Genomic DNA, 26,409 nt, shown 5'->3' on the forward strand with positions numbered 1-26,409 from the left:
TGATAGGTAACGGATAGCGAGCAGGGCGCTAGGCTTGTTATCTTTCATTATCATGGCTACCCAGCTAGAGGATCTCGCAATGAAACTAATCTCTGCCATTATCAAGCCATTCAAGCTTGATGACGTGCGCGAATCGCTCTCCGACATTGGCGTACAGGGCATTACCGTCACCGAAGTCAAAGGTTTTGGTCGTCAGAAGGGCCACACCGAGTTATACCGCGGTGCTGAATATGTGGTTGATTTTCTACCCAAAGTGAAGCTCGAAGTGGCGGTTGACGACGACATGGTCGAGCAGGTCATCGAGGCGATCACCCAGGTAGCGAATACCGGCAAAATCGGCGATGGCAAGATTTTCGTCATGCCGCTTGAGCAAGTGATTCGTATCCGTACCGGCGAGACCGGTAAAGACGCGGTATAACGACCCGCGCGCCAGAACACGAAACCCCCGCCAAGCGATGCTGTTAGGCACCGAGTGGCGGGGGTTTTTATTGGGCGAGTTGTCGCTGAGAGAGCTACTTGTTGAGGAAGTGACTCGTTGAAAGAGTGACTCGTTGAGAGCGTTACTTTTCGACAAAAGCCCGTTCGATGACGTAGTCGCCCGGCTCACCCATGCGTGGCGAGATGTTCAGGCCCAGTTCGTCGAGTAGCGCGCTGGTGTCGTCGAGCATGGCCGGGCTGCCACAAATCATTGCACGGTCCTGGCGCGGGTCGATGGGCGGAAGCCCTGTGTCTTCGAACAGTTTGCCGGTGCGGATGTGGTCGGTCAGGCGGCCCATGGTGTGGAACTCTTCACGGGTAACGGTCGGGTAGTAGACCAGCTTCTCGGCGATTTCCTCACCCAGGTACTCGTGGGCGGGCAGCTCCTTGGTGATAAAGTCGGCATAGGCCAGCTCGGAGACTTCGCGGACGCCGTGAACCAGCACGACTTTCTCGAACCGCTCGTAGACTTCCGGATCCTGAATCAGGCTCAGGAAGGGCGCAAGGCCGGTACCGGTGGACAGCATGTAGAGGTTGCGGCCGGGCAGCAGGTCGTCGGTGACCAGCGTGCCGGTCGGCTTGCGGCTGACCATGATCTGATCGCCGACCTGCAGGTGCTGTAAGCGCGACGTAAGCGGGCCGTCGGGGACTTTGATGCTGAAGAACTCGAGGTGGTCTTCGTAGTTGGGGCTGGCAATCGAGTAAGCGCGCATCAACGGTTTGCCGTCGACTTCCAGGCCAATCATGACGAATTGGCCGGTCTTGAAGCGCAGGCTGCGTTCCCGGGTGGTGCGGAAGCTGAATAGGGTGTCGTTCCAGTGGTGAACGCTGAGGACATCTTCCAGGGCGAACTTACTCATGCCATTTCCTCCGTCAGTGACGCCATCAACGCCACGAATATTCAAAAAAAGAATAAAAAATAGATATCAAGTTGCCAGCAAGTCTAAGCAAAGGATGGTATATCTGTTAAGTAAATAATCTTGATAACGCTTATCTTTAAAATAGATATAGCGTCTTGGTGAAAGGTCAGACCCCATGCACTATACCCTGCGTCAGTTGGAAGTCTTTGTTGCGGTTGCCCAACACGAAAGCGTGTCGCATGCGGCCCGCGCGCTTGCCATGTCCCAGTCGGCGACCAGTACGGCACTTGCCGAGCTGGAGCGCCAGTTCGACTGCCAACTGCTCGATCGCGTGGGCAAGCGCCTCAAGCTCAATGCCCTTGGCTTCCAACTGCTGCCCAAGGCAGTGGCGCTTTTGGACCGTGCCGAAGAGGTGGAGGAATTACTGCGTGGTCAGCAAGGGGTGGGATCGCTGGATGTTGGCGCTACCCTGACCATCGGCAATTATCTGGCAACGCTTTTGATCAGCGATTTTATGCAGCGTTATCCCGGTAGCCGCGTGCGTCTGGCAGTGCGCAATACACGGCATATTATCGAGGGCGTCCGTCAGCACTCGCTGGATTTGGGGTTGATCGAAGGGCCGTGTGATGACGATATGATCATCAGCCAGCCGTGGGTCGAGGACGAGCTGTGTGTCTTCTGTTCGCCGCGCCATCCCCTGGCGGGCAAGACCCACCTGGAGCTTGAACAGTTGATGCGGGAGGACTGGATCATGCGCGAGGAGGGGTCAGGAACGCGGGTGACCCTGGAGCACGCCGCTCGCCACCGACGCAGTCGCTTCAACACGCTGCTGGAGCTTGAGCATACCGAGGGCATCAAGCGGGCGGTGGAGTCGGGGATGGGGATCGGTTGTGTCTCCCGCCTGGCGCTGCGCGATGCCTTCCGGCGAGGCAGCCTGGTTCCGCTGCCCACGCCGGAGTTGGATCTTAAACGCCAGTTCACCTTTATCTGGCACCGCCACAAGTACCTCACCACCGGTGTGCGCGAGTTCCTGCGGCTGTGTCGGGAGATGACCGCTAACGCCAAGCGCAGCGATGACATCCCCATGCCACCGATTCCTTAACGGCGCTCTTCTCCTTAACGGTGCTTTTCAGGGGCCGGTAACGCCGACCGGTCCCGGTCTTCCTCCAAGGTGAATCCCCCCACCTGCTCGGCAAGATAGTCGGCCTGGTCTTTCAACTGCTCGGCAGCGGTGGTTGACTCCTGCACCAGCGCGGCGTTCTGCTGGGTCATCTGGTCCAGGTCGGTAACCGCAATGCTGACCTGGCTGATACCGTCATTCTGCTCGCCAGCCGCCGTGCTGATATCGCCCAGCATCTGGGTGACTCGGGAGACACTTTCGGCAAGCTCGTGCATTGCGGCCTCGGCGTCGCGCACCATTTGCGTGCCGCTTGCCACCTTTTCGGTAGAGGTATCGATCCGCTGGCGAATATCCTTGGCCGCGTCGCTGGCACGCGATGCCAACTGGCGAACTTCATTGGCCACCACGGCAAAGCCGCGGCCCTGCTCACCCGCGCGAGCGGCCTCTACCGAGGCGTTCAGCGCCAGTAGATTGGTCTGAAAGGCAATCCCGTCGATGACGCTGACGATATCCTGAATCTCTGCCGATGTGGTGCGGATGTCGTCCATGGTGGTCACGACTTGTCCAAAGGCTTTGTCGGTGCGCTCTGCCAGCTGCGAGGCGGTTTTGGAAAGGCCGCTGGCCTCCTGCGAGGCGCTGGTCGTATGCGCCACGGTGCTGCTGATTTCCTCCATGGCAGACGATGTCTGCTGCAGGCTGGAAGCCGCTTGTTCGGTGCGACTTGAAAGATCGCGACCGCCCTGGGTGATTTCATTGGCGGCGTGATTGACGGATTCACTGCTGCGTCGGACATCAAGCAGGATGGCCTGGATCTTGTCGGCAAAGGCATTGAATTGCTCTGCCACCGCCGCGCTCTCGTCACGACCCTGTACCGGCAGGCGTTGGGTCAGGTCGCCGTTGCCGGAAGCGATCGCCTGCATGCGGCTGGCCAAATGCTTGAGGGGACGCGAGATGCTGCTACCCAGCAACCAGCTGGCCACCAGGCCCAGCAAGGCGATGACAAGCCCCATGCCAATCATGCCGAGTGTCGAGGCCTCGCGCTGGCTTTCCATCTGTGCCTGCAGGTCATTGAGACCGGCCAGGACGGCACTTTCAGGCAGCCGGATCATCAGCACCCAGTAGTTGCCGCTGTCGTCGATCGGGAAAGGCCAATAAAGCTCGGTCATGCCCTTATTCGTGCTTAGCCGACGTACCTTTTCACCTTGCTGAGCCTGGGCGATGCCGGCCTGGAGGTCTTCACCCAGCACGTCATCAGCGTGCTTGCCGAGCAGGTCAGGCTCGCTGGTGTGCGCAGCCAATGCCCCGTGCGAGGCGATCAGGGCGATTTCGCCCGCGCCATCGTAGAGCGACTGATTGGCTTCTTCCAGCAGTCCTTGAATGAACTCCACCGACAGGTCGACACCGGCGCTGCCGCGGAACTCACCGTCGACCAGAATGGGGGCATTGAACGACGTGACCAGCAACGTCTCGCCGTTTTAGTCGTAATAGTGAGGGTCGACCACGCAGGTACGTTTGGTTTCTTTGGGGCACAGATAGTATTCCCCGCGCCGAATGCCATCGGCATCGCGCTGCTGGTTTTCCATGTCGCTGCCCAGCGCCAGCACCTCGATATCGCCGCTTTCGGTGCGGTACCACCACGGCATGAAGCGACCGTCAGGGCCGTAACCTTGATCCTCACGCCCGGTATACAAGTCATCGCTATCAAAGGCATCGGGCTCCCAGCCGATAAAAGCGTCGAGCAGGTCGGGGTTGTCCACCACGGTCTGACGCACAAGCCGCGAAAGCTCTTCGCGGCTCATGGTCATCAACGGCTGGCCCTCGTCGTCTTCCTGACCCAGCATGGCATTGGTGTTCGCCAGGCTTTTGGCAAGCGTCAGGGCGTGTTCTAGCTCGCCCCTGATTTCTTCGGTCTGGGCTGAGGCGATAGCTGCCAGGCGCGCCTCGATATTGCGTTCGAGCAGCGCCTTCGTCTGTTTTTCAACCAGTGCTTGTGAGCGGGCGTTGGCAATGACTGAGTAGATCACCAATGCCGCAACGACCAGCAGGATGCAGGCACCAACCAGGGTGGCAATAAGGGTGCGGACAGACTTGAATTTCATTGTTGTTAATTCTCTCTATGCGCTAGGACCGCATGCTGCGGCAGTGAATCGGACGCCCTGAAACGGGTGTCCTGGGGAGCTGAGCCGCTCGATAGCTTGAAGCGGCTGATGGTCTCGGTGAGGTGGTCGGCCTGATCCTTGAGCTGCTCGGCGGCGGTGGTCGATTCTTCCACCATGGCCGCGTTTTCCTGGGTCATGCGGTCAAGGTCAGCCACCGCAATGTTCACCTGACCGATACCGTCACTTTGCTCCGTCGTTGCGGAGGTGATTTCGCCGAGCACATCGGTGACACGGGTGATGTTATTGACGATGTCGTCCATGGTTTCACCGGCGTTGTGCACCCGTTTGGAACCGTTTTGGACCTTGCCCTGGGCGTCTTCGATCAGGTTTTTAATATCGTTAGCGGCGTCATTGCTGCGTTGAGCAAGCTTACGCACCTCTTCCGCTACCACAGCAAACCCACGGCCGTGTTCACCGGCCCGCGCGGCTTCTACCGAGGCATTGAGTGCCAGCAGGTTGGTCTGGAAGGCGATGTTGTTCATCAGCGAGACGATATCGCCAATCTTGCCCGAGGACTCGGCGATGTCCTCCATCGTCGTGATGACTTCTGATACCGCCTGGCCGCCACGGCCGGCAACATCGGATGCCGCCTGGGATAGCTGGTTGGCTTCTTTGGCGGACGTCGATGTGTGCTCGACCGTACTGGTGATCTCCTCCATTGAGGCAGACGTCTGTTGCAGGCTGGAGGCGGTGTTTTCAGTACGCCGCGACAGGTCCTGGCCGCCGTTGGCGATTTCCGTGGCGGCGTTGTGGACCGATTCACTGCTGGAGCGCACATCCTGCAGTACCGTGTCCATGGTAGCCACAAAGCGGTTGAAGGCGGCGGCAATCTGGGTGATCTCGTCGTTACCCTCCTCCGGTAGGCGCTGGGTCAGGTCGCCTTCGCCCGAGGCGATGTCATTCATCGCATCGCGGGCCAATAAAAGACGGCGCAGCAACCATTTGAGCAGCAGACTAAGCGCGATGGCGGTTATCACTGCGACAATCAGGAGCGTGATGATCGACGTGGTGGCAATCCCGCGTAGTCCGGCGGTGGCCTCGTGCTCATCCATTGCCACCATGAGGTGCCAATCGCTGTTGCCGCCGACGGCGCCACCTTGCAGCAACATCTCACGGCCCTCCAGTGTCAGGGCCTGGGGCTCGTTGCTGGCCGCAATCTGCTGGAGATAACCGGCATCCAACTGGTCGCTGAGTGCGGTGGAAGGCTCTAGTGCCAACTCGGCGTTGGGGTGAGCGACCAGCGTGCCGTCGCCGGTGGTTAAAAAGCCAAAGCTTGACGGGGTAGGCGCAATGCTCGCAACGATCTCGATGACAGCCTGGATGGTAATGTCGCCACCGACCACCGCCGCCAGTTCACCATTCTGATAGTAAGGGTGCGCAAAGGTGACGATTAAGCCGCCGGTTTGGGCGTCCACGTAAGGGGCGGTGATGATCGTGTCTTTGGCCTCGACAGCATCCTGGTACCAGGGGCGTTGGCGTGGGTCGTAATCGCTCGGTGGCTCCCAGCCATCAGAAAATACAGCGTCAGATGTCTCGGGGTAGGCCATATAGGCCGTCATGAAGTCGCCGGAGTCGGCTAATTGCCGCAGGGCTTCTAGCGGAGCGTCGCTAGTGGCCGCCTCATCCATACTGGCAAGCATGCTGTATCGGGCGTTAAACCATTCGTCAATCGCCAGGGTATTTCCATTGACGACTGCGTTCAGGTTGCGGGTAACCTGCTGGGTATTGTGGTGCTTGACGGTGATGTAGCTGGCTATGCCATTGATGACCAGGGCAAGGATAATCGCCACTAGGGTTGTGAGTAATAGCTTTGCGCGCAGGGATGCAAACATGGTCGCTCTCAAGTCGAGGTGCATATCAGGGCGCGGGTGCCACGCCCTGTCATTGATCACGCACGTCTATCGGCAAGAGCGATCGTTTCTTTAGGCAAGTGAGAAGTGGATGTCGTCGCTGGGTTAGCGCAGGTCGCTCACGGCCGTTTGAATATCCGTCAGCGAGGCTTTGCTCAGATCTTTGGAAAGGGTATGAATCACAAGTTTTTGCGTGGGGCCATCGAGCTTGTCGCGCAGCAGGCCCAAGAATTTGGGTGGAGCGACCATGATGAGCTTCTCTAAGCTGTTACCTACTCGAGCGTTATAAAGGTGGTTGGCGACCTGCTTGGCGAACAGCTCGTTCTCGTGTTTGGAGGCGGCTCCCTCTTCACCGGAACTGCGCGCGCTGGTCGAATTGGATTCGTGAACGTCGGCACCCGGACGGTCGGTGACCAGGTCGCCCTCGTGCAGGCGCCCTTCGGCGTGTACCAAGCTTTCCTGCTCGGTGAGTGTCAGCGCTTCGCGGGTAAAAATGCGCGCACGCGCGGCATCAGCGACAACAATATAGGTGGTCATCGTGACGCATCCTCCTTGTCGTTAGTGGTCACTTAACCATGGCAAGCGTTTAGCGCTAGGTCAAACGCTCACCCTGGATAACAACACTTGGCTTAAAGCACCTTGCTCCGCAGCAGGCTCGTGACGGCCTCGCCAATCAGCACCAGCACGATGATGGCAATCAAGATGGTGGCCACGGTCTGCCAGGCGAAGGTATCAATCGAACCTTGCAGGATAACCCCGATACCACCGGCACCCACCAGTCCCAATACCGTCGATTCACGAATGTTGATATCCCAGCGCAGAATCACAATGGCAAAAAAGGCAGGCATGACCTGTGGGACCACTGCATAGGCAATCACCTTGGCTTTGGAGGCGCCGGTGGCTTCCATGGCCTCAACCGGGCGCCGGTCAATCTCCTCGATCGCCTCACCCATCAGCTTGCCGATGAAGCCGATGGAACGAAACACGATCGCCAGAATGCCGGCGAGTACCCCGGGACCGAAAATTGCCACGAACAGCAGTGCCCAGATAATGGTGTTCACCGAGCGGCTGGAGACGAGAATGAAACGCCCAAACCACAGGCAGGCCCGGTTCGGAGTCGTGTTCTGGGCAGCAATATAGGCCACCGGCAGGGCGAGAAAAATCGTCAGGAAAGTGGCCAGGGTGGCAATATGCACGGTCTCGATCAGGGCGCCAATGATGTTGTTCAAGCCTTCGCCACTGGGCGGCCACATACGGGCGCCAAGCCCGGATATCTGATTGGGCGCGTCCCACACCCAGGGCCAGAAGATATCAATATCGCGCACTGCCCAGAAAACCACCATTACGGTCGCGAGGAGCACAGCGAAGCGGATAAGGCGCTGCCTGGGGTTGTGACGCTGCCAGACGCGGTCGGCAAGTTGTTGAGCGTGATCTACCATATTTTTTTCCTTACCCAGCCGCTGATGCCTTCACTGATCAGAATGACCGCGATGATGACGAGTAGAATCGCAAACGCGAAATCGTAATCGTAGCGTCCAAAGGCGTTCATCAGTGTGCTGCCAATGCCGCCCGCGCCGACAATCCCGACCACTGCGGAGGCACGCAGGTTGCTGTCGAGCTGGTACATGGAAAGCCCCACCTGGCGCGGTAGTATCTGCGGGAAGACCGCATAGAACAGAATGGCCCCGTAGCCTGCACCTGCTGCCTTCATGGCTTCGACCTGGCCCCAGTCAATTTCTTCGATCTCTTCGGCGAGGAGCTTGCCCACAAAACCGATCGAATAGAGGATAAGCGTCAAAATCCCTGCGAGAGGACCAAAACCGACGGCGGCGACGAATAGAATCGCCACGATGACCGGATGGAAGCTGCGCGAGATGATGATCACCGCCCGGCCAATGATATATATCGGCATCGGTGCAATGTTGCGCGCGGCCATGACGGCAAACGGAATCGACAGCAAAACGCCCAGCAGCGTCGCCATGATGGCGATTTGAAAGCTTTCCTTGAAGCCTGTGATCAGCAGCTCATAGCGCTCAAGACTGGGTGGGAAACCACCGCCGAAAATACGCCCTGCGCGGGGAAGGCCTTCTGCAATCCGCGCCCAGTTGAACGGCAGTGAGCCAAAGGCCCAGACCAAGTAGACGACGCCGACGAGGATCAAGCCGTAGCGCAGCAAGGGGTTGGCAATAAATGGTGGTTTTTTCCAGGTGCGTGGCGTTGATGCCTGGGCGTCAGGCGGAGTCATGAGCGTGTTCCTCCGCGGGTGTATCGGTGATCGCATCGTCCGGCGCGTCTATGCCGCCGTAGATGGCATCCAGAGCGTCTTTGTTGAAGTCCGCGGGCAAGCCATCAAAGATCATCTTGCCGTGGCGTAAGCCCACGATGCGCTCGGTATAGGTCTTTGCCTGGGCGACGTTGTGAATATTAATCAGCACCGGCAACGACAGCTCGCTTGCCAGGCTTTGCAGCAGAACCATGATCTGCTCTGACGTACGCGGGTCGAGTGAGGCGGTGGGCTCATCGGCGAGCAGCACATCAGGCTCTTGCATCAATGCGCGCACCACCCCGACCCGCTGGCGCTCACCGCCGGAAAGCTCGTCGGCGCGCTTGTTGGCATAGTGGGCAATGCCCACGCGCTCCATCAGTACAAAGGCACGCTCGATATCGGACTGAGGGTAGCGGCGTGAAATCGCCTGGTAGAGGTTCACATAGCCCAAGCGCCCGGCCAGCACGTTTTCCATCACGGTCAACCGGTCCAGCAGGTTAAAACCCTGAAATACCATGCCAATCTTGCGTCGCGCGCGACGTAGCTCCGCCCCTCTCAGGTGCACAAGCTCGTTGCCGTTGAGCTTGATGGAGCCGGATGTCGGCTCGACCAGGCGGTTGATGCACCTCAGCATGGTGCTTTTACCCGCCCCCGAAGCGCCTACGATAGAAACGACGCTGTTTCCCTCTACCTTGAGATCAAGCCCTTTCAGCACGGCTTCATCGTGGCCATAACGTTTGACCAGATTGGTAATTTCCAGCATGTGTTCGCGTCCATCGTCGAAAAATAACCGCACCGCCAATGGCGGTGCGTAACGTTTTACTCTTCCAGGTTTTCCGGCGTATAGCTCACGCCATTAGCGGACTGGATGGTACGAATCACCTGCCAGTTATCTTTGTAATTGATAGGGATGAATTTCTCGACGCCTTCAAACTCTTCGCCTAGTTCGGTGCCCGCAAAATCAAAGCTGAAGAAGGCCTCCTCGATTTTGTCGACCAGATCCGGGTGCAGGTTGTGTGCGTAGTTATACGAGGTAGTGGGGAAGCTGTCGGACTCGTAGATCAGGCGAACATCTTCCTCATCATAAAGACCCCGTGCGGCCATGCGCTCGACGACTTCCGATGCCACCGGGGCGGCGTCATAGTCTTGAGCGACAACGCCGAGCATGGACTGGTCGTGGCTGCCGGAGTAGATCACTTCATAATCTTCACCGGGGGTGATGCCAAATTCGGGCAGCAACGCGCGGGGGGCCTGGTTACCCGAGTTGGAGGTCGGCGAGGTATGGGCGACGCGCTTGCCCTTGAGGTCTTCCACTTCATGGATATCGGAGTCGACATGGGTGAACAGCTGCAGGGTATAGCCGAATCGGCCGTCGTCGGAGCCCATCAAGGCAAACGGTACTGCACCGGCGAGATTCACGGCAAAGGGCGTGGGGCCGGTGGAGAAACCGGCAATATGCAGCCGACCGCTGCGCATGGCTTCGACCTGAGCGGCGTTTGACTGCACGGCGAAGAAGCGCACATCGCGTTCGGTAACCTCCTCAAGGTGGTCGATAAAGGGCTGCCAGATATCCGAATAAATGGCCGGATCTTCGACCGGGGTGTAGGCGAAGATCAGCGTATCGGGGTTGGCCCATTCCGATTCATCGCTTGGCCGGTCAGCCACCATATCCCCATCGGCGTCACAGTAGATATCCGCCAGGTCGCCACGCTCACATTCAGCGTAGGCTTGGGTGGATAGCAGTGCGAGCGGCAATAGCGATACAGCGGTGAGCATTGCAAGCGGGCGCTTGCGAAAGAGCGGCGTTGTCATAATAAGCCTCGTTGTGTGTTGTTTTTGTGTTATCGCTTCCCTTCGCTGGGATTTTCTACTCAGAAAGCGGGAAATGTTTCATAAGTGGACATTTGATGCGAAGGATGATTATTTTCGAAAGTAGACACTTTCTATCTAGGGTTTGTGACAAACTTATGTCAAATACTTTACAGGCGCCTTACGACCATTGGCGCAATCGCTATTTGCTAATACGCCACGGCCATAGCCAGGCGAATCAACAGGGGGTGATTGTCAGCTCGCCCGAACACGGCGTGACGGACTTCGGGCTTTCCGAGCAGGGTGAGCAGCAACTTGCCCAACGGGTGGCTGACTGGCAGTGGCCGATACCCACTCGCGTCGTGCACTCGGACTTTTTGCGCACGTCGCAAACGGCTGCCCACATTGCCGACGCGTTTGGACTCACACCAAGCGTGGAGACGCGCTTAAGGGAGCGCTATTTTGGCGAGTTGGAGGGGCAGAGCGATGAACGCTATCCCAGTATATGGGTATTGGATGCCCAGGACGCCGAGCATCAGCACCTCCAGGTGGAGGCGGTGAGCGCGGTGGCAAAGCGTATGCGGTCGGTGATAGACGACTGGGAGCAAGCGGCCAGCGGGGAAACCATCGCCCTGGTCAGCCACGGCGATCCGCTGCAGATCCTGCTCACGGCGCTTGCTGGAAGACCGCTTGGCCAGCACCGTGAACAGGCAGCGCTATTGCCTGCCAGTATTACGTTGATAGGGCCCTAAGTGTTGCCTTCAGACGGTGGGATCCAGGCAATCATGTCGACTTCCACGTCGGCACCACCGGCGAGTCCCGTGACGCCAATGCAGGTACGCGTGGGTAACGGCTGCGGGAAGTAGCTCGCGTAGACCCTGTTGACCTCGTCGAAGTGGCCCATGTTGGTAATAAACACCCGCGACTGCACCACGTGCTCGAAACTGCTTCCCACTTCCTCCAGCACAATCTCCAGGTTCTGCATGACACGATGGGTCTGTTCGGTGAAAGTGCCGAGCAGCATTTCGTTGGTTTCCGGCACGGTGGGCATTTGTCCGGTAATAAATACCAGATCGCCCACGCGGCAGGCGTGGGAAAAGGGCGCGATAGGCTGGGGCGCCCGGTCGATAAATAGCTTTTCCATGGTGTCGCGATCCTTTGTACATTGTTTTTTAATGCGTGTTTAAACGTCTTATAAGCATTATGGGCCTCAAGCGAGGCCCATAATGACGTACTTATCAACAGCCGCCTTGCTGAAGAGGGTGTGGATTAATGCCCCAGAATCTGGCTCAAGAACAGCTGAGTACGTTCGGACTGCGGGTTGTTGAAGAATGGCTCAGGCGCGTTCTCTTCAATTATCTGTCCCTGGTCCATGAAAATCACCCGGTCAGCGACGGTTTTGGCGAAGCCCATTTCGTGGGTCACACAGATCATGGTCATGCCTTCTTCGGCCAGCTCCACCATGACGTCCAGCACTTCCTTGATCATCTCAGGGTCGAGGGCCGAGGTGGGCTCGTCAAACAGCATGACGTCAGGGTGCATGCACAGTGAACGGGCAATCGCCACGCGCTGCTGCTGGCCGCCAGAGAGCTGCCCGGGGTATTTGGTGGCCTGTTCGGCAATGCGCACCCGTTCCAGGTATTCCATTGCCAGCGCTTCGGCCTCTTTGCGGGGTTTCTTCTGTACCCACATCGGGGCAATACAGCAGTTTTCCAGCACCGATAAATGGGGGAACAGGTTGAAGTGCTGGAACACCATGCCGACGCTGCGGCGAATCTGTTCAATACGCTTAACGTCTTGAGTCAGTGCGACACCGCCGACGGTGATATCCCCTTTCTGGTGCTCTTCAAGGTGGTTGATACAGCGAATGAGCGTCGATTTACCCGAGCCTGAGGGGCCGCACACTACGATACGCTCACCCCGTTTAACTTCCAGGTAAATGTCCCGCAGCACGTGAAAATCGCCGAACCATTTATTGACATTATGCATCTCGACCATCAGGTCGGAATCGTTGGTGGCTGCTTGTGTCATGTTGATATCCTACTCAAAATCATAAAGAAAGCGGCATGAAGCGTTGTCGACGACCTACTGCTTATGACCGGTATTTAGCCTGCGTTCCAGGTACTGGCTGTAGCGCGACATGCTGAAACAGAAAATCCAGAACACGAACGCGGCAAACACATAGCCTTCTAGCGAGAAACCCAGCCAACGCGAGTCGGAAAGTGCCGCTTGCACAATACCCAACAGATCAAACAGCCCAATGATCATCACCAGGGTGGTGTCCTTGAACAGCGAGATAAAGGTGTTGACGATACCGGGAATCATCATCTTCAGCGCCTGGGGCATGATGATCAGCCCCATGCGTTTCCAGTAGGTCATCCCCAGCGCTGCCGCTGCTTCATCCTGGCCTTTGGGGATCGCCTGCAGCCCCCCGCGAATCACCTCCGCCATATAGGCGCTCTGGAACAAGGTCAAGCCGATCAGCGCGCGAATAAGGCGGTCAACACTCAGCTCTGTGGGCAAAAACAAGGGCAGCATGACTGATGCCATGAACAGGATGGTGATGAGCGGAACGCCGCGCCAGAACTCGATGAAAATGACACAGAACGTTCTGACAATCGGCATTTGGGAACGCCGCCCAAGGGCGAGCACAATGCCGATAGGCAGCGCGCCAATCATCCCCACACTGGCCAGTAGAAGTGTCAGCATCAAGCCACCCCAGCGGTGGGTGGAAACGCGCGGCATATCGAAATAGCCGCCGTGCAGCAGCACATAGGCGATGACCGGGAAGGCCAGCAAGGCAAACACGGCCACCCAGCGCTTGAGCGGCAGGCGGGGGATCACCAGCCAGGCGATAATGCCGGCGAACATGGCAAACACGATATTGGCGCGCCAGTACTCCTCGCTGGGATAGAGCCCATAAATAAACTGGGAAAAGCGTGCGTTGACGAATACCCAGCAAGCGCCGGCCCGTGTGCAGTCTTCGCGGCTATCGCCCACCCAGTTGGCATCGATAAACGCCCACTGGATCGTGGGCACCACGAGCAGGTACAGGACATACAGGCCCAACAGCGTGAACAGGCTATTAATGGGGCCGTTGAACAGGTTGCCGCGTAGCCAGGCAATGGGGCCGATGGTGCCTTTCGGAGCAGGCTGCTCGGGTATCATGTCTTTGTTGTGAATCATAAAGGTCGTCTCCGGCCTAGCGTTCGACCAGCGCAACGCGAGCGTTGAACCAGTTCATGAACATGGACACCAGCAAGCTGATGATCAGATAAACCGCCATGGTCATGGCAATCACCTCGATGGCCTGACCGGTCTGGTTGAGCGTGGTGCCAGCAAACACCGAGACCAGATCGGGATAACCGATGGCGGTGGCCAGGGAAGAGTTCTTTATCAGGTTGAGGTATTGACTGGTGAGCGGCGGAATAATGACCCGCATGGCTTGTGGAATGATCACCAGACGCAGGACGAGTTTGCGCGGCAAGCTGAGTGCCTGGGCGGCTTCCGTTTGCCCATGAGGGATCGCCTGAATACCCGAACGCACAATTTCGGCAATGAACGACGCGGTGTAGATGGACAGCGCCAGCCACAGGGCTAGAAACTCGGGAATGATGGTGATGCCACCGCCAAAGTTGAAGCCGCGCAGTACCGGCATTTCCCAGGTCACCGGTACACCCGTGACGACGAGCACCAGTAGTGGAAGACCAAAAATAATCACCAGGGACATCCAGAAAACCGGCAGGCGTTTGCCGGTGGCTTCATGGCGACGTTTATTCCAGACAATCAGCGCGATACTGGCAACGATCGCCACCACAAAGGTGGCAGGAATCAGTCCGAAGCCTGACTCGAACAGCGGTTGGGGCAGATATAGCCCACGCACATTGAGAAAGATGGCTTCGCCAAACGCCATGCTCTCCCGGGCGCTGGGTAGAGCCCGCAGTACCGCGAAGTACCAGAAGAAAATCTGCAACAGCAGCGGAATATTACGGAAGGTTTCGATGTAGGCGTTGGCTAACCTAGCGATCAGCCAATTGGGCGAAAGCCGCGCGATACCGACAATAAAACCGATAATCGAGGCGGCCAACACACCCAATCCACCGACCAGCAGCGTGTTAAGCAGGCCGATCACGAAAGTACGGCCGTAGCTACTCTGGGAGGAGTACTCGATCAAGGTCTGGCCAATACCGAAGCCGGCGGTGTTGCTTAAAAAGCCAAAGCCAGTGGTGATGCCTCGAGCCTCAAGGTTGGCTTGGGTGTTGCCGATTATATAGATAAGAAAAGCCACCACAGCGGTGACTAAGAGGATTTGGAAAATAAGCGCGCGCTTCGCGCGGTCTCGCCAGAACGGCGGCTTTTGGCCGACGGGGCGAGCATTGGGTCGTACAGACATGGGTGGCGTCTCCGCGATACGGAAAGTCAATCAGATGGCCCGCCTATACCCTGGCAACAGGGCATGGCGGGCCAGGGGTCAAGCGAGACGCTTAGCGAATCGGCGGAGCATACTGGAAGCCACCGTCAGTCCACAGGGCGTTGACACCGCGTTCAATTTCAAGCGGTGAGCCCATGCCCACGTTGCGGTCGAAGCTTTCAGCGTAGTTGCCGACTTGGCTGATGATGTTGTAGGCCCAGTCAGCCTCCAGTCCCATGCCTTCGCCGTAGTTGCCATCCTGGCCGAGCAGTCGTGCAACATTGGGGTCTTCAGACGATGTCATCTCGTCGACATTTTCGCTGGTAACACCGTATTCTTCAGCGTTGATCATGGCGAACAGCGACCATTTCACGATGTTGAACCAGGTATCATCGCCCTGGCGTACCACGGGGCCCAGCGGTTCTTTGGAGATCACGTCCGAAAGAATCATTGAGCCTTCAGGGTTATCTAGCTGGATACGCAGGGCGGCCAACTGAGAAGTGTCGGATGTCAGTACGTCACAGCGTCCTGCCTGGTAGCCGCCCACGGTTTGTTCGGAGGTATCAAATACGATGGGGTTGAATTCCATGTCATTAGCACGGAAGTAGTCGGCGAGGTTTAGCTCGGTGGTGGTACCTGACTGAATGCAGATGGACGCACCGTTTAACTCATCTGCGCCCGTAATCCCCAGATCCCGTGACACCATGAAGCCTTGGCCGTCATAGAACGTTACGCCGGTGAAATTGAGACCCAACGTGGTGTCGCGCGTCGTGGTCCAGGTGGTGTTGCGTGACAGTACATCCACTTCGCCAGACTGCAGGGCCGTGAAGCGCTCTACGGCATTGAGGGAAATGTAGTCAACCGCGTCGGCATCACCGAGTACGGCGGCGGCGACGGCGCGGCAGACGTCAACGTCAAGCCCTTGCCAATTGCCATCGTCATCCGGTGCCGAGAAGCCGGGTAAGCCATCGCTGACGCCGCAACGAACGGCGCCGTTATCCCGGGTATCTTCCAGCGTGTCGGCCTGAGCGGTGGTCATACCCGCAAGGGTAATCGAACCAGCAGATACCAGCAGCGCCAAGTGTTTTTTATTCAACATGTAGGTTCCCTCGAATTGTTTGAAATCGTTATCCATGCCGTAGCATGTGACTAAACCTAGCAAGGAAGATGCCAAAAGGGGTACAGGCGCTGATTCAGCGCTTTTCAACGATAAATCGAACGTTTGATACGAACGTCTAGGTGCAAAAAATAAAAATGCCCACCCTCCCTGCACCTTTGTGGGGCGGGGAGGCAGTGGGCAATGATGAAAAGCGGTCTTCTGGCGGGATTATTTGGCGGCGATGGCCCTGCGCATGAACGGTGGTAACGCCAGTGCGCCGCGATGGGCTTCCAGCGTGTAGTACTCAAGCGGCAGGTCGTGGTTGGCAACTGCTTGCTCGCGAAAGGTGTTCACGTCGGTGTTTTTGCCTGCCAGTGTCACGCTCCACCAGCCGGACGGATACACTGGCTGCGGGAAGGGCAGCGTGGCGACGCTGTCAAACCCGGCTTCCTGCATGTCGTTGCGCAGTTCACGAATGATGGTGCCGCTATGGTAAAGCGGCGATTCGCTCTGCTGTACCATGACGCCGCCGTCTTTAAGGATGCGATGGCAGCGCCTTAAGAAATCGGTTTTAAACAGGCCCTCGGCTGGGCCAACCGGGTCGGTGGAGTCGATAATCAGTACATCGATGCTCTCGTCGGGGGTATCGTCCACCCACTTGACGCCATCGGCGAACAGCAGCTCGGCGCGGGGATCATTGTTCGATTCCACCAGCGCTGGAAAGAAGCGCTCGGAGGCTTTGGTGACTTCCTCGTCGATATCTATCTGGGTGACGTGTTCAACGCCAGGGTGACGCAATACTTCTTTGAGTGTCCCGCAGTCGCCGCCGCCAATGATCACCACCCGCTTGGGGGCCTGATGGGTGAACAACGCCGGATGGGCAATCATCTCGTGGTAGAGAAAGTTATCGCGGTCGGTGAGCATCACGCAGCCGTCCAGCACCAGCAGGTTGCCATAGGTCTCGGTGGCATAGACTTCCAGGTGCTGATAGGCGCTTTGCACATCCAGCAGTTTATCAGTGACTTTCAGCGAGAAAGCACTGCCGTGGCTATCGAAGACTTCGGTAAACCACTGGTCGTCACGTAATTTGCTCATGGCTGGGCTCCCGGATGTGCATCGTTCGATTGGGTCGCGATGCTCTGATGATATTGCGGGCTAAGGTCGTGCAGCGCTTCCATGAAGGCGGTGACATGATCCGGGTTGGTGAACTGGCTGATGCCGTGGCCCAGGTTAAAGATATGCCCGGGACCATGGCCGTAGCTTTCCAGCACGCGGGCAACTTCGGCGCGGATCGCGGAAGGCCGCGCGAACAGCACGTTGGGGTCCAGGTTGCCCTGTAGCGCGACCTTGTGGCCGACCCGGGCGCGGGCATCGGAAAGCTCTGTGGACCAGTCGATGCCCACGGCATCGGACCCGGCACAAGCGATGTGTTCCAGCCACTGGCCGCCATTCTTGGTGAACAGAATCACTGGCACCCGGCGCCCGTCATGCTCGCGGATCAGCCCGGCGACAATCTGCTCCATATAGCGCAGCGAAAACTCGAGGTACGCCGGGGTGGTCAGCGCGCCGCCCCAGGTATCGAAAATCTGTACCGCCTGGGCGCCCGCACGAATCTGCGCGTTAAGGTAGTCGGTCACCGCGTGGGCCAGGGTGTCCAGCAACTGGTGCATGGTATCCGGCGTGTCATAGAGCATGGTTTTCAGGTGGCGAAAATCTTTGCTCGAGCTGCCCTCGACCATATAGGTAGCCAGTGTCCAGGGGCTGCCGGAGAAGCCAATCAACGGCATGCGGCCGTTCAGCTCACGGCGAATCGTGGACACCGCACGCATCACGTAATCCAGGTCGCGCTCGGCATCGGGAACGCGGAGCGCGGCGACCTCATCAGCGGTACGCACGGTCTTTTTGAACTTGGGGCCCTCACCGGTTTCGAAATACAGCCCCAAGCCCATGGCGTCGGGAATCGTCAGGATATCCGAAAACAGGATGGCGGCATCCAGCGGGAAACGCTCAAGAGGCTGCAGCGTTACCTCGCAAGCCAGGTCATGGTTTTGGCAAAGGTCCATGAAACTACCTGCATCGGCGCGCTTAGCGCGGTATTCCGGAAGATAGCGCCCTGCCTGGCGCATCATCCACACGGGCGTGCGGTCAACGGGCTCGCGCGCCAAGGCGCGAAGAAAACGATCGTTTTGCAAAGGTGTGGGGTTCATAGACACTTGCTCTTGAGAAGTTTGCCCGCATTGTAGGGAGCTATTGTACTGGAAGATAGACCGCAAGGCGGCGCGACCCATGGCAAAAATTGTCGCACCACGCCGATTTTTCTCGACGTTTTTCCGTCACGCTAATCGTGAGCCGACCGCCGCTTCCTGCTAAACTACACGACCATTTTGCCAACACTGGTGTGGTTAACTGGTTTGGTTAATCAGCGAGGTAACCTGTGACCATTCGCTTCATCGCCGCTTCACACCTGCCCACGCCCTGGGCCACGTTTACCATGCATGGTTTCGAAGACGAAGCCACAGGCAAGGATCACATCGCCTTGACGCTGGGTGATGTGACCGGCGATGAACCGGTGTTGGGGCGTGTCCACTCGGAATGCCTGACCGGTGACGCCCTGTTTTCGATGCGCTGTGACTGCGGCTATCAGCTACAGGAAGCGCTCAAGCGGATTGCCGAGGAAGGCCGTGGCGTGCTGCTATACTTGCGTCAGGAAGGCCGTGGTATCGGCCTTTTGAACAAAATTCGTGCCTATCACCTGCAAGACCAGGGGGCCGATACCGTCGAGGCGAACGAGCAATTGGGCTTTGGCGCCGATATGCGCCGTTATGACCTGTGCGTGCCGATGCTCGACCACCTGGATATTACGTCGTTGCGGTTAATGACCAACAACCCGCGTAAGGTCGATGCCCTGACCCGTGATGGTGTTAATGTGGTCGAGCGCTTATCCATTACCACGGGATTGAACCCGCACAACGAACAGTACCTCACTACCAAGGCGGGCAAGCTGGGGCACATGATGGCGCTGGATGATTTTACCCAGGCAAGCGACGTGGATATTGAGCGCAAGGGGTGATGGGTCGCTCAGGAGCATCCAGAATGGCAACCTTTGGTAACGAACAGCATGAAAAACCGTTGGCTGGTCAGGATAAATTCAGCGTTATCGAAGAGCGCCTGAATAGCATCTCCCACGGGCTGGGAGCGGTACTCAGTCTGGTCGGTATGGTCGTGTTGTTGGTGTTGGCGAGCTTGGCGGCCCATGTTGACCCTTGGAAGATCGTCAGCCTGAGTCTGTATGGTACGACGCTGATTCTGCTGTATACCGCCTCTACCCTTTACCACGGCATCCCCCATCGGCGGTGGAAGCAGCGCTTTCAGCTGCTTGATCACTGTGCGATTTACCTGCTGATTGCCGGTACGTATACGCCCTTTCTGCTGGTTAACATGCGCGGCCCTACGGGCTGGGGACTGTTTACCGCCGTATGGTCGCTGGCACTGGTGGGAATTGTCAGCAAACTTCTTTGGCCCAATCGCCTGGCGGTGCTTCGCGTGGTGATTTACCTGCTCATGGGGTGGATGATCGTACTGGCTTCAGAGGAAATGGCGGCGAACCTGTCGTCGACTGGCATTGTGCTGCTGGCCAGTGGAGGCGTCGTTTACACCCTGGGCGTTATCTTCTACGCCGTGAACGCCATCCCCTTCAACCATGCCATTTGGCATCTGTTTGTCATCGCGGGCAGTGCCTGCCACTACGCGGCTATCTTCAGCACCGTTCTGCCTCACGCTACCAACGCTTAACTTTCACTTTCAGCACTTTCAGCCGCCGCCTTTTCACGGGCAATGGCACGTGCCATTTGCGGGCGCTTGGCATGGCGTCCGTGGTAGGCAATCAACGGATCAGGCAGGCGATGCTTCATACTGGCGGCCCAGCTTAGCGTGTGGGTGAGAAACAGGTCTGCCAGTGTAAAGGTGTCCCCCACCAATGTTTCCTGGCCCTGATAACGCCGTTCCAGCGCTTTCAAGGCGCGCTGAAACTCCCAGGCACAGGTGGGTAATATGGCGGGGATACGTTTATCCGCGGGCAAGGCAAACTGATGCTTGGCCTGATTCCACAGGGGCTGTTCCAGTTCGGTGACGATAAAGCTCAGCCATTGATCGACCTGCGCCCGTTGTATGGCGTTATCGGGGATCAAATGTCCATTGCCATGCTGTTCGGATAAATAACGGCAAATCGGCAGCGACTCAAACAGAATGACCTCGCCGTTGTCGAGCACCGGTACTTTGCCATCGGGGTGACGCGCCAGATGCTCTGGCGTCTGGCCCTCGCCTTTATCCAGCGCGACATGCTGGCAACGGTACTCGAGGCCTAGCTCCTCGAGCGTCCAGGTGGCTCTCAGCGAGCGAGAATTAGGAAAGCTGTAGAGGGTAATCATGGGGCATCGCTAATCGTGCCGTAACCGGCCACTTCATCGTTTTTGATCCACTCAATATTGCCTTCACTGTTGCGGCGGACACCATAGCAGTCAATTTCATCACCGCCATAATCGAAACACATGGTGTCATCAACAATAGTAGCCTCTCCAGAATAGCCGTCTCCCACAATTTCGCCATCGGGAAGGTAGACTTCGCTGTAGGCTTCACCACCAGCCATCTCGCCTTGTACCTGATTTCCCCATACCAGCTCACGAATTTCTTGGCCGGAAAGTCGTTCGCCATTGGTATCGGCCTCTGCGAAAGCGCTTACCGATAGTGTGCTGAGTGCTGCTGCCAGGCAGATCCCGGTAATGCTAGATACTTGTACACGCATGATATAAGGCCTTTATTTTAGAATGGTGCGTACAAGATTAGCCGAGATAAGCGGCAATTGCGAATAGGCAACGCTACTGGTCCCTTGCCTCGCGGATACGTTCATAGGCGTTGCTGATCTCGCTGGTGCGCGCCTGGGCGACGTCGCGCATGCTTTCGGGCAGCCCTTTACCGGCCAGTTTGTCCGGATGGTTCTGGCTCATCAGGCGGCGGTAGGCCTTCTTGACCTCGGCGTCGCTGGCATCCTCTGACACGCCCAGCACCCGGTAAGCGTCTTTGAGGGCTTCTTCGCTGGCGCCCTGAGAATTGGCAGCGGCGCCGTGCAACATGGCTTCGATCTGCTGGACTTCGGTCTCGCTGCAGCCCACGCCGCGGGCGACGCGCAGAATCATCTCGTGTTCGGCGTCATGCAGAACGCCGTCGGCAGCGATGGCCGACAGCTGAACCTGGAGAAACACCTGACGCATGACGGGCTGATGACGGGTGAGACGGTTGACACTGGCAAGTTCGGCGTCCAGATCGAAGTCGTCGCTGCGGCCGCGCTCAAAGGCGGCGCGTGCCCGGGTGCGTTGCTCACCCTGCAGGCGCATCTGGTCGAAGAGTTTCTCGGCGACGTCCAGTTCGCCGTCGGTGACCTTACCGTCGGCTTGACACAGGCAACCCATGACCGAAAAGATCGAGTCCAGAAAGCCTTCCTGGATGCGCATCCGCGCCTCATTCAGACGCCGCTTGATACGTCGCCCCAGCCACCAGCCCAGGCCGCCACCCACCAGCAGACCAACGGGGCCGCCGAAAGCGAGGCCGATAAGCGCAAAAATAACAATCAGAAATAACATGGCAGTCTCTAACGTTGATAAATAAAAAGATTACGGCAGTCGGGCACGAATCGCGCGTTCGATGCCGTCGGCATCCAGGCCGCAGTCATGCAGCAGCTCGGCAGGCGTGCCGTGTTCCACAAAGGCGTCCGGCAAGCCGAGGTTGAGCACTTCTACTTGAACGCCTTCGGCATGCAGGAGCTCATTGACGGCGCTTCCGGCACCACCGGCGATGACGTTTTCTTCCAGCGTGACCAGCAATTCATGCTCGTCGGCCGCGTGGAGCACGGCTTCGCGGTCCAGCGGTTTGATAGAGCGCATATTGATGAGCGTGGCATCGAGGCTTTCAGCCACCTCGGCGGCGGCAGTGTTAACGCTGCCAAAGGCGAGTAACGCAATGCTGGCGCCACTGCCTGAAGGCTTGCGGCGCACCTCGGCGAGGCCAATGGGTAGCGCTTCCAGATGCTCGGGAATCGCTACGCCCGGGCCGGTGCCGCGCGGATAGCGCACGGCGGCAGGGCCCGGATGATGGTAGGCCGCACTAAGCATGGCGCGACACTCGGCTTCATCCGCGGGCGCCAGAATCACCATGCCGGGCACACAGCGCAGAAAGGACAAGTCCATGCTGCCATGGTGGGTGGGCCCGTCTTCGCCGACCAGACCCGCGCGATCAATGGCAAAGGTGACGTCGAGGGATTGCACTGCCACGTCATGAATCAGTTGGTCGTAGCCGCGCTGCAGAAACGTAGAGTAAATGGCCACCACCGGTTTCATGCCTTCGCAGGCCATGCCCGCCGCGAGCGTGACGGCGTGTTGTTCAGCAATCGCCACATCAAAGTAGCGCTCGGGGTATTCCTTGGAGAAACGAATCAGGTCCGAGCCTTCGCGCATTGCCGGGGTAATCCCCATCAGGCGATCATCCGCGGCGGCCATGTCGCACAGCCAGTCGCCGAATACGTTGCAGTATTTTTTCTTGGCAGGTTTTTTGGGCGCCACAGGCGCGGCGGTTGGCGTTTGATGAGCGGGCTCGCTGGGCTTTTCCAGTTTGGTAATCGCATGGTAGCCAATCTGGTCGGCTTCGGCGGGTAAGAAGCCTTTACCCTTGACGGTCTTGATATGCAAAAACTGCGGGCCGTTCAGGTCGCGCAGAGTGTCCAGCGTCTCGGTGAGTGTTTCGAGGTCATGACCGTCGATGGGGCCGACATAGTTGAAGCCCATTTCTTCAAACAGCGTGGCGGGGCTGACCATGCCTTTCATGTGCTCTTCGGTGCGGCGGGCAAGCTCCAACGCGCCGGGAAGGTGGGAAAGCACCTTTTTACCTTCTTCACGCATCTTAAGATACGGCTTGCTGGAAAGCACGCGGGCCAGGTAAGTCGCCATGCCGCCGACGTTTTCGGAGATCGACATCTCATTATCATTGAGAATAACCAACATGTTGGCATCCACGTGCCCCGCATGGGTGAGGGCTTCAAACGCCATGCCGGCACTCAGCGCGCCGTCGCCGATAATCGCGCAGACGCGGCGTGGCTTGTTCTGGGCCTGGGTGGCCAATGCCATGCCAAGCGCGGCAGAAATTGAGGTGCTGGAGTGGCCGACGCCAAAGGTATCGTAGCCGGACTCGGCGCGGCGCGGAAACGCCGCGAGGCCACCGTGCTGGCGAATGCTGAGCATGGCGTCACGCCGCCCGGTGAGTATCTTGTGCGGGTAGGCCTGATGACCCACGTCCCATACCAGTCGGTCGTCGGGTGTGTTGAACGCGTGGTGTAGCGCCACGCTCAGCTCCACCACCCCGAGACCCGCGCCAAAGTGGCCGCCGGACACGCCAACGCTGTAAAGCAGATAGGCACGCAGTTCGTCTGCCAACTGGGCAAGCTGCCTGGCGTTCATGGCCCGCAGGGCGGCGGGGTGGTCAAAGGAGTCGAGCAACGGCGTTGCCGGGCGCTCGCGGGGTATTTCGTCGAACAGCTTCATGGGCATTGTCTAGTGGTCGCGCTCGATCATGTAGTGGGCAAGGTCGGCCAATGGCTGTGCGTTCTTGCCCAGTGGGGCAAGCGCGGCAATGGCCTCGTCAATGAGTGTCTGGGCTTTGTGCTGTGCGCCTTCAAGCCCCAGTAAACCGGGGTACGTCGGCTTGGCGCGGGCAGCATCGGCGCCGGATGTTTTACCCAGTGTGGCGGTGTCACCCGTCACGTCCAGCACATCGTCGTGAATCTGGAAGGCTAGTCCAATGGCACGCGCGTAGCGAATCAGCGCCTGTAGACGGGAGTCGTGTTCGTCAACGGCGATCAGCCCGCCCAGACGAACCGCGGCGACGATCAGTGCGCCGGTCTTGTGGGCGTGCATATGCTCCAAAGCCTCGACATTGGGGTGGCCACCAACGGCAGCGAGGTCCAGTGCCTGGCCAGCGACCATACCATCACGGCCAGCGGCGCTGGCAAGGGTGGTCACCAGGCTGCCAAGCCGTGGGTGCCCTGTGCGGGCCAGCACTTCAAAAGCCAGTGCCTGAAGGGCATCGCCTGCCAGGATAGCGGTGGCTTCATCAAAGGCCTTGTGGACCGTTGGCTGTCCGCGGCGCAGGTCGTCGTCGTCCATGGCGGGCAGGTCGTCGTGGATCAGCGAATAAGCATGGATCAGTTCGATGGCGGCGGCAGCTGCGTCAAGCTCGTCGTCGCGGGCCCCCAGCGCCCGGCCGGCCAGATACACCAGTAACGGGCGTAGCCGCTTGCCACCCACCAGCAAGCCATGGCGCATGGCGGCTTCCAGGCGCGGCTCGGTGGCCCGTTGCGTATCAAATAGCGCGGCCAGGGTGGCGTCAACGCGATTATTGCTTGTGTCACGCAACATAGTCAGCCCAGCGGCGGCGGGCGCTACCATGGTGGCGTCTCCTTGTTGCTGTCATCCGTGCCATCAGAATCTTCCGTGGGCGAGTCGGGGCCATCAAAGGGTGTAACGTTCAAGCGGCCTTCACTGTCTTCACTGAGCGCGTGCACCTTTAATTCCGCGCTATCCAGGCGTTGCTGTGCGTCACGGGTGAGGCGAACGCCTTGCTCAAAGGCGGTCAGCGCATCCTCCAATGAGAGTTCGCCAGACTCCAGGCGTTCCACGAGCGTCTCTAGCTGCTCAACCGTGGCGGCAAAATCTTGTGGGGGTGTGGTGTCACTCATTGGGCCATGCCTACCGTTTTCCTGACGCCCTGACGTGGGCGGCGCGTGTGTCTGCAGAGAACAAGGCCAACAGTATACACCGAGGGCGGGGGGTGGCGTCTGCCCTCAAGGCCCTGCCGAAGGTGCGACTTGTGTCGCGTTCATCTTGACAACGCACACTTTTCATCACGCGAGCCCAGCGAGAGCGTGGGCGAATGTGCTACCATACGGGCCTTCCGCGAACCGTTAAGCGGCGCATGCCGCCGATCATAGAGGTTGATTCAGCCATGGCCAAAACGTCCCTGGACAAGAGCAAGATCAAGATCCTGCTGCTCGAGGGCGTCCACCAAAGCGCGGTGGACAATTTTCAAAACGCAGGTTACGAAAATATCGAGCATCTGCCTACATCGCTGGATGAAGAGGCGCTGATCGAGAAGATTCGTGACGTTCACTTCATCGGTATTCGTTCCCGTACTCAACTGAATGAGCGCGTGTTCGCGGCGGCGGAAAAGCTGGTGGGCGTTGGCTGTTTCTGCATCGGCACCAATCAGGTCGACCTTGACGCGGCGCTCAAGCGCGGGATTGCGGTATTCAACGCACCGTATTCCAACACCCGCTCAGTCGCTGAGTTGGTACTCGCCGAAGCCATCATGCTGCTGCGCGGTATTCCGGAGAAAAATGCCCGGGCTCATCAGGGCGGCTGGCTGAAATCGGCGAAAAACTCCCACGAAGCCCGCGGAAAAACGCTGGGTATCGTGGGTTATGGCAGCATTGGCGCGCAGCTTTCCGTGCTCGCCGAGTCGCTGGGCTTTAACGTCATTTATTACGATGTGATCACCAAGCTGGGCATGGGTAACGCCAACCAGGTGGCGAGCCTTGAAGAGTTGTTGGGGCGCGCCGATGTGGTCAGCCTGCACGTGCCTGACCTGGCGTCCACCCGCTGGATGGTAGGCGAAAAAGAAATTGCTGCCATGAAGCCCGGTGCCATCTTGATCAACGCCTCGCGGGGCAGCGTGGTGGAAATTGAACCGCTGGCTCAGGCGATCAAGGCGGGCAGGCTGAACGGGGCGGCGATTGATGTCTTCCCCGTCGAGCCGAAGGGCAATGCCGAGGAGTTTGAAAGCCCGCTACGCGGCCTGGAAAACGTTATCCTCACGCCGCATATCGGCGGCTCGACCCTGGAAGCCCAGGAAAATATCGGCATCGAGGTGTCGGAAAAACTGATCACCTATTCCGATAACGGCACCACGGTGACCTCGGTCAACTTCCCCGAAGTGGCGCTGCCCGCGCACCCGGACAAGCATCGCTTGCTACATATTCACGACAACGTGCCCGGTGTGCTGTCGCAGATCAACCGTGTGCTATCTGAGAACGGCATCAATATCTCGGGCCAGTACCTGCAAACCAACGACAAGGTTGGCTACGTGGTCATCGATGTGGACAAAGCCTACGGCCCCCAGGCGCTGGAAGCGTTGAAGCAGGTCGATCATACGCTGAAGATTCGCGTGCTCTACTCGGCGCAGAATAGTTAAGCAACCTTACCGTTGTACTAAACGGTTGCACTAACGCCAAAACGGCCCCGATCGGGGCCGTTTTGAGT

28 protein-coding genes are annotated in these 26,409 nt (G+C 58.3%); 6 read left to right on the plus strand and 22 right to left on the minus strand.

Annotated elements, in window-relative coordinates; translation table 11 throughout:
- Positions 1 to 79 precede the first annotated feature (79 nt).
- Entirely contained in the window at positions 80 to 418 is a 339-nt protein-coding gene (gene glnK, locus R3F64_RS05245; protein ID WP_066320813.1) for a P-II family nitrogen regulator, read from the plus strand.
- A gap of 142 nt (positions 419 to 560) precedes the next feature.
- Here the strand turns inward: glnK and R3F64_RS05250 are convergent, their stop codons facing one another.
- A complete protein-coding gene (locus R3F64_RS05250) occupies positions 561 to 1,337 on the minus strand; it encodes a ferredoxin--NADP reductase (RefSeq protein ID WP_199284231.1) in 777 nt (258 codons plus the stop codon).
- 175 nt (positions 1,338 to 1,512) lie between these two features.
- Between R3F64_RS05250 and R3F64_RS05255 the strand changes: the two genes are divergently transcribed.
- Positions 1,513 to 2,439 carry a LysR family transcriptional regulator gene (locus R3F64_RS05255; RefSeq protein WP_085919458.1) on the plus strand — a complete coding sequence of 309 codons (927 nt, stop codon included), beginning with the start codon at positions 1,513 to 1,515 and terminating at the stop codon, positions 2,437 to 2,439.
- Positions 2,440 to 2,453: 14 nt separating this feature from the next.
- On the opposite strand, the gene R3F64_RS05260 is transcribed toward R3F64_RS05255, so the two are convergent.
- The 8 genes from R3F64_RS05260 to phnD all read right to left on the minus strand — a co-directional run bounded on the left by R3F64_RS05260 (position 2,454) and on the right by phnD (position 10,544).
- Positions 2,454 to 3,920: a methyl-accepting chemotaxis protein gene (locus tag R3F64_RS05260; RefSeq protein ID WP_332610215.1), complete on the minus strand. Its 1,467-nt coding sequence runs from the start codon at positions 3,918 to 3,920 to the stop codon at positions 2,454 to 2,456.
- A 12-nt stretch (positions 3,921 to 3,932) separates the two neighbouring features.
- Positions 3,933 to 4,556: a hypothetical protein gene (locus tag R3F64_RS05265; RefSeq protein WP_332610217.1), complete on the minus strand. Its 624-nt coding sequence runs from the start codon at positions 4,554 to 4,556 to the stop codon at positions 3,933 to 3,935.
- Between the two features lie 5 nt (positions 4,557 to 4,561).
- Complete coding sequence (locus tag R3F64_RS05270) at positions 4,562 to 6,448, minus strand: methyl-accepting chemotaxis protein (protein WP_332610220.1); 1,887 nt, start codon at positions 6,446 to 6,448, stop codon at positions 4,562 to 4,564.
- Positions 6,449 to 6,571: 123 nt separating this feature from the next.
- Entirely contained in the window at positions 6,572 to 7,003 is a 432-nt protein-coding gene (locus R3F64_RS05275) for a host attachment protein (protein ID WP_085919455.1), read from the minus strand.
- 92 nt (positions 7,004 to 7,095) lie between these two features.
- Entirely contained in the window at positions 7,096 to 7,905 is an 810-nt protein-coding gene (gene phnE, locus R3F64_RS05280) for a phosphonate ABC transporter, permease protein PhnE (protein WP_085919454.1), read from the minus strand.
- Complete coding sequence (gene phnE, locus R3F64_RS05285; RefSeq protein WP_085919453.1) at positions 7,899 to 8,711, minus strand: phosphonate ABC transporter, permease protein PhnE; 813 nt, start codon at positions 8,709 to 8,711, stop codon at positions 7,899 to 7,901. The genes phnE (R3F64_RS05280) and phnE (R3F64_RS05285) overlap by 7 nt, the downstream gene beginning before the upstream one ends.
- Positions 8,698 to 9,495: a phosphonate ABC transporter ATP-binding protein gene (phnC, locus tag R3F64_RS05290; RefSeq protein ID WP_085919452.1), complete on the minus strand. Its 798-nt coding sequence runs from the start codon at positions 9,493 to 9,495 to the stop codon at positions 8,698 to 8,700. The genes phnE (R3F64_RS05285) and phnC overlap by 14 nt, the downstream gene beginning before the upstream one ends.
- Positions 9,496 to 9,551: 56 nt before the next feature.
- On the minus strand, positions 9,552 to 10,544 hold the full coding sequence (gene phnD / locus R3F64_RS05295; protein WP_199284228.1) for a phosphate/phosphite/phosphonate ABC transporter substrate-binding protein: 993 nt from the start codon (positions 10,542 to 10,544) through the stop codon (positions 9,552 to 9,554).
- Between the two features lie 155 nt (positions 10,545 to 10,699).
- Here phnD and R3F64_RS05300 point away from each other — a divergent pair, with 155 nt between their 5' ends.
- Complete coding sequence (locus tag R3F64_RS05300; RefSeq protein ID WP_332610224.1) at positions 10,700 to 11,293, plus strand: histidine phosphatase family protein; 594 nt, start codon at positions 10,700 to 10,702, stop codon at positions 11,291 to 11,293.
- Here R3F64_RS05300 and R3F64_RS05305 read toward each other — a convergent pair.
- The 7 genes from R3F64_RS05305 to hemE form a co-directional block, all read right to left on the minus strand.
- Entirely contained in the window at positions 11,290 to 11,685 is a 396-nt protein-coding gene (locus R3F64_RS05305; RefSeq protein ID WP_332610227.1) for a RidA family protein, read from the minus strand. The two genes, R3F64_RS05300 and R3F64_RS05305, sit on opposite strands and share 4 nt — an antisense overlap.
- Positions 11,686 to 11,810: 125 nt before the next feature.
- Positions 11,811 to 12,572, minus strand: coding sequence for an amino acid ABC transporter ATP-binding protein (locus R3F64_RS05310; RefSeq protein ID WP_303393819.1), 762 nt, complete (start codon positions 12,570 to 12,572; stop codon positions 11,811 to 11,813).
- A gap of 54 nt (positions 12,573 to 12,626) precedes the next feature.
- Positions 12,627 to 13,727: an amino acid ABC transporter permease gene (locus tag R3F64_RS05315; RefSeq protein ID WP_085919448.1), complete on the minus strand. Its 1,101-nt coding sequence runs from the start codon at positions 13,725 to 13,727 to the stop codon at positions 12,627 to 12,629.
- 16 nt (positions 13,728 to 13,743) lie between these two features.
- A complete protein-coding gene (locus tag R3F64_RS05320; RefSeq protein WP_085919447.1) occupies positions 13,744 to 14,934 on the minus strand; it encodes an amino acid ABC transporter permease in 1,191 nt (396 codons plus the stop codon).
- A 91-nt stretch (positions 14,935 to 15,025) separates the two neighbouring features.
- Positions 15,026 to 16,051 (minus strand): amino acid ABC transporter substrate-binding protein, encoded by a 1,026-nt coding sequence (locus R3F64_RS05325; RefSeq protein ID WP_085919504.1) that lies wholly within the window; start codon positions 16,049 to 16,051, stop codon positions 15,026 to 15,028.
- A gap of 228 nt (positions 16,052 to 16,279) precedes the next feature.
- Positions 16,280 to 17,146: a polyamine aminopropyltransferase gene (gene speE, locus R3F64_RS05330; RefSeq protein ID WP_085919446.1), complete on the minus strand. Its 867-nt coding sequence runs from the start codon at positions 17,144 to 17,146 to the stop codon at positions 16,280 to 16,282.
- The gene (gene hemE / locus R3F64_RS05335; RefSeq protein WP_199284227.1) at positions 17,143 to 18,258 is read right to left on the minus strand and encodes a uroporphyrinogen decarboxylase; all 1,116 of its coding nucleotides are present in this window, start codon (positions 18,256 to 18,258) and stop codon (positions 17,143 to 17,145) included. Before hemE ends, speE begins: the two co-directional genes overlap by 4 nt.
- 227 nt (positions 18,259 to 18,485) lie before the next feature.
- Between hemE and ribA the strand changes: the two genes are divergently transcribed.
- On the plus strand, positions 18,486 to 19,121 hold the full coding sequence (gene ribA / locus R3F64_RS05340) for a GTP cyclohydrolase II (protein WP_085919444.1): 636 nt from the start codon (positions 18,486 to 18,488) through the stop codon (positions 19,119 to 19,121).
- Positions 19,122 to 19,144: 23 nt separating this feature from the next.
- Positions 19,145 to 19,843, plus strand: coding sequence for a PAQR family membrane homeostasis protein TrhA (gene trhA, locus R3F64_RS05345; protein ID WP_332610232.1), 699 nt, complete (start codon positions 19,145 to 19,147; stop codon positions 19,841 to 19,843).
- Here the strand turns inward: trhA and R3F64_RS05350 are convergent.
- The 6 genes from R3F64_RS05350 to R3F64_RS05375 all read right to left on the minus strand — a co-directional run bounded on the left by R3F64_RS05350 (position 19,840) and on the right by R3F64_RS05375 (position 24,830).
- Complete coding sequence (locus R3F64_RS05350) at positions 19,840 to 20,478, minus strand: glutathione S-transferase family protein (protein ID WP_332610234.1); 639 nt, start codon at positions 20,476 to 20,478, stop codon at positions 19,840 to 19,842. The two genes, trhA and R3F64_RS05350, sit on opposite strands and share 4 nt — an antisense overlap.
- Positions 20,475 to 20,852 (minus strand): hypothetical protein, encoded by a 378-nt coding sequence (locus R3F64_RS05355; protein ID WP_332610235.1) that lies wholly within the window; start codon positions 20,850 to 20,852, stop codon positions 20,475 to 20,477. The genes R3F64_RS05350 and R3F64_RS05355 overlap by 4 nt, the downstream gene beginning before the upstream one ends.
- A gap of 73 nt (positions 20,853 to 20,925) precedes the next feature.
- A complete protein-coding gene (gene djlA / locus R3F64_RS05360) occupies positions 20,926 to 21,687 on the minus strand; it encodes a co-chaperone DjlA (protein WP_085919440.1) in 762 nt (253 codons plus the stop codon).
- Positions 21,688 to 21,717: 30 nt separating this feature from the next.
- Positions 21,718 to 23,643, minus strand: a complete 1,926-nt coding sequence (dxs, locus tag R3F64_RS05365) for a 1-deoxy-D-xylulose-5-phosphate synthase (protein ID WP_332610237.1) — start codon at positions 23,641 to 23,643, stop codon at positions 21,718 to 21,720.
- Between the two features lie 3 nt (positions 23,644 to 23,646).
- Positions 23,647 to 24,540, minus strand: coding sequence for a farnesyl diphosphate synthase (locus tag R3F64_RS05370; RefSeq protein ID WP_085919438.1), 894 nt, complete (start codon positions 24,538 to 24,540; stop codon positions 23,647 to 23,649).
- Positions 24,534 to 24,830, minus strand: coding sequence for an exodeoxyribonuclease VII small subunit (locus tag R3F64_RS05375; RefSeq protein ID WP_332610239.1), 297 nt, complete (start codon positions 24,828 to 24,830; stop codon positions 24,534 to 24,536). The genes R3F64_RS05370 and R3F64_RS05375 overlap by 7 nt, the downstream gene beginning before the upstream one ends.
- A 266-nt stretch (positions 24,831 to 25,096) precedes the next feature.
- Between R3F64_RS05375 and serA the strand changes: the two genes are divergently transcribed.
- A complete protein-coding gene (serA, locus tag R3F64_RS05380; protein WP_066320841.1) occupies positions 25,097 to 26,341 on the plus strand; it encodes a phosphoglycerate dehydrogenase in 1,245 nt (414 codons plus the stop codon).
- The last annotated feature ends 68 nt before the right edge of the window (positions 26,342 to 26,409 follow it).

Source organism: Halomonas sp. 5021 (assembly GCF_036663435.1).
Lineage (GTDB): Bacteria > Pseudomonadota > Gammaproteobacteria > Pseudomonadales > Halomonadaceae > Vreelandella > Vreelandella janggokensis.

Coding starts and splice junctions, on each gene's coding strand:
- phnD (WP_199284228.1), bottom strand. CDS start 10,544: ATGACAACGCCGCTCTTTCGCAAGCGCCCGCTTGCAATGCTCACCGCT.
- phnE (WP_085919453.1), bottom strand. CDS start 8,711: ATGACTCCGCCTGACGCCCAGGCATCAACGCCACGCACCTGGAAAAAA.
- R3F64_RS05350 (WP_332610234.1), bottom strand. CDS start 20,478: ATGATTACCCTCTACAGCTTTCCTAATTCTCGCTCGCTGAGAGCCACC.
- phnE (WP_085919454.1), bottom strand. CDS start 7,905: ATGGTAGATCACGCTCAACAACTTGCCGACCGCGTCTGGCAGCGTCAC.
- phnC (WP_085919452.1), bottom strand. CDS start 9,495: ATGCTGGAAATTACCAATCTGGTCAAACGTTATGGCCACGATGAAGCC.
- speE (WP_085919446.1), bottom strand. CDS start 17,146: ATGAGCAAATTACGTGACGACCAGTGGTTTACCGAAGTCTTCGATAGC.
- R3F64_RS05320 (WP_085919447.1), bottom strand. CDS start 14,934: ATGTCTGTACGACCCAATGCTCGCCCCGTCGGCCAAAAGCCGCCGTTC.
- djlA (WP_085919440.1), bottom strand. CDS start 21,687: ATGTTATTTCTGATTGTTATTTTTGCGCTTATCGGCCTCGCTTTCGGC.
- R3F64_RS05325 (WP_085919504.1), bottom strand. CDS start 16,051: ATGTTGAATAAAAAACACTTGGCGCTGCTGGTATCTGCTGGTTCGATT.
- R3F64_RS05310 (WP_303393819.1), bottom strand. CDS start 12,572: ATGACACAAGCAGCCACCAACGATTCCGACCTGATGGTCGAGATGCAT.
- R3F64_RS05265 (WP_332610217.1), bottom strand. CDS start 4,556: ATGAAATTCAAGTCTGTCCGCACCCTTATTGCCACCCTGGTTGGTGCC.
- R3F64_RS05275 (WP_085919455.1), bottom strand. CDS start 7,003: ATGACCACCTATATTGTTGTCGCTGATGCCGCGCGTGCGCGCATTTTT.
- trhA (WP_332610232.1), top strand. CDS start 19,145: ATGGCAACCTTTGGTAACGAACAGCATGAAAAACCGTTGGCTGGTCAG.
- hemE (WP_199284227.1), bottom strand. CDS start 18,258: ATGAACCCCACACCTTTGCAAAACGATCGTTTTCTTCGCGCCTTGGCG.
- dxs (WP_332610237.1), bottom strand. CDS start 23,643: ATGCCCATGAAGCTGTTCGACGAAATACCCCGCGAGCGCCCGGCAACG.
- R3F64_RS05370 (WP_085919438.1), bottom strand. CDS start 24,540: ATGGTAGCGCCCGCCGCCGCTGGGCTGACTATGTTGCGTGACACAAGC.
- serA (WP_066320841.1), top strand. CDS start 25,097: ATGGCCAAAACGTCCCTGGACAAGAGCAAGATCAAGATCCTGCTGCTC.
- R3F64_RS05250 (WP_199284231.1), bottom strand. CDS start 1,337: ATGAGTAAGTTCGCCCTGGAAGATGTCCTCAGCGTTCACCACTGGAAC.
- R3F64_RS05305 (WP_332610227.1), bottom strand. CDS start 11,685: ATGGAAAAGCTATTTATCGACCGGGCGCCCCAGCCTATCGCGCCCTTT.
- R3F64_RS05315 (WP_085919448.1), bottom strand. CDS start 13,727: ATGATTCACAACAAAGACATGATACCCGAGCAGCCTGCTCCGAAAGGC.
- R3F64_RS05300 (WP_332610224.1), top strand. CDS start 10,700: ATGTCAAATACTTTACAGGCGCCTTACGACCATTGGCGCAATCGCTAT.
- R3F64_RS05270 (WP_332610220.1), bottom strand. CDS start 6,448: ATGTTTGCATCCCTGCGCGCAAAGCTATTACTCACAACCCTAGTGGCG.
- R3F64_RS05375 (WP_332610239.1), bottom strand. CDS start 24,830: ATGAGTGACACCACACCCCCACAAGATTTTGCCGCCACGGTTGAGCAG.
- glnK (WP_066320813.1), top strand. CDS start 80: ATGAAACTAATCTCTGCCATTATCAAGCCATTCAAGCTTGATGACGTG.
- R3F64_RS05355 (WP_332610235.1), bottom strand. CDS start 20,852: ATGCGTGTACAAGTATCTAGCATTACCGGGATCTGCCTGGCAGCAGCA.
- R3F64_RS05255 (WP_085919458.1), top strand. CDS start 1,513: ATGCACTATACCCTGCGTCAGTTGGAAGTCTTTGTTGCGGTTGCCCAA.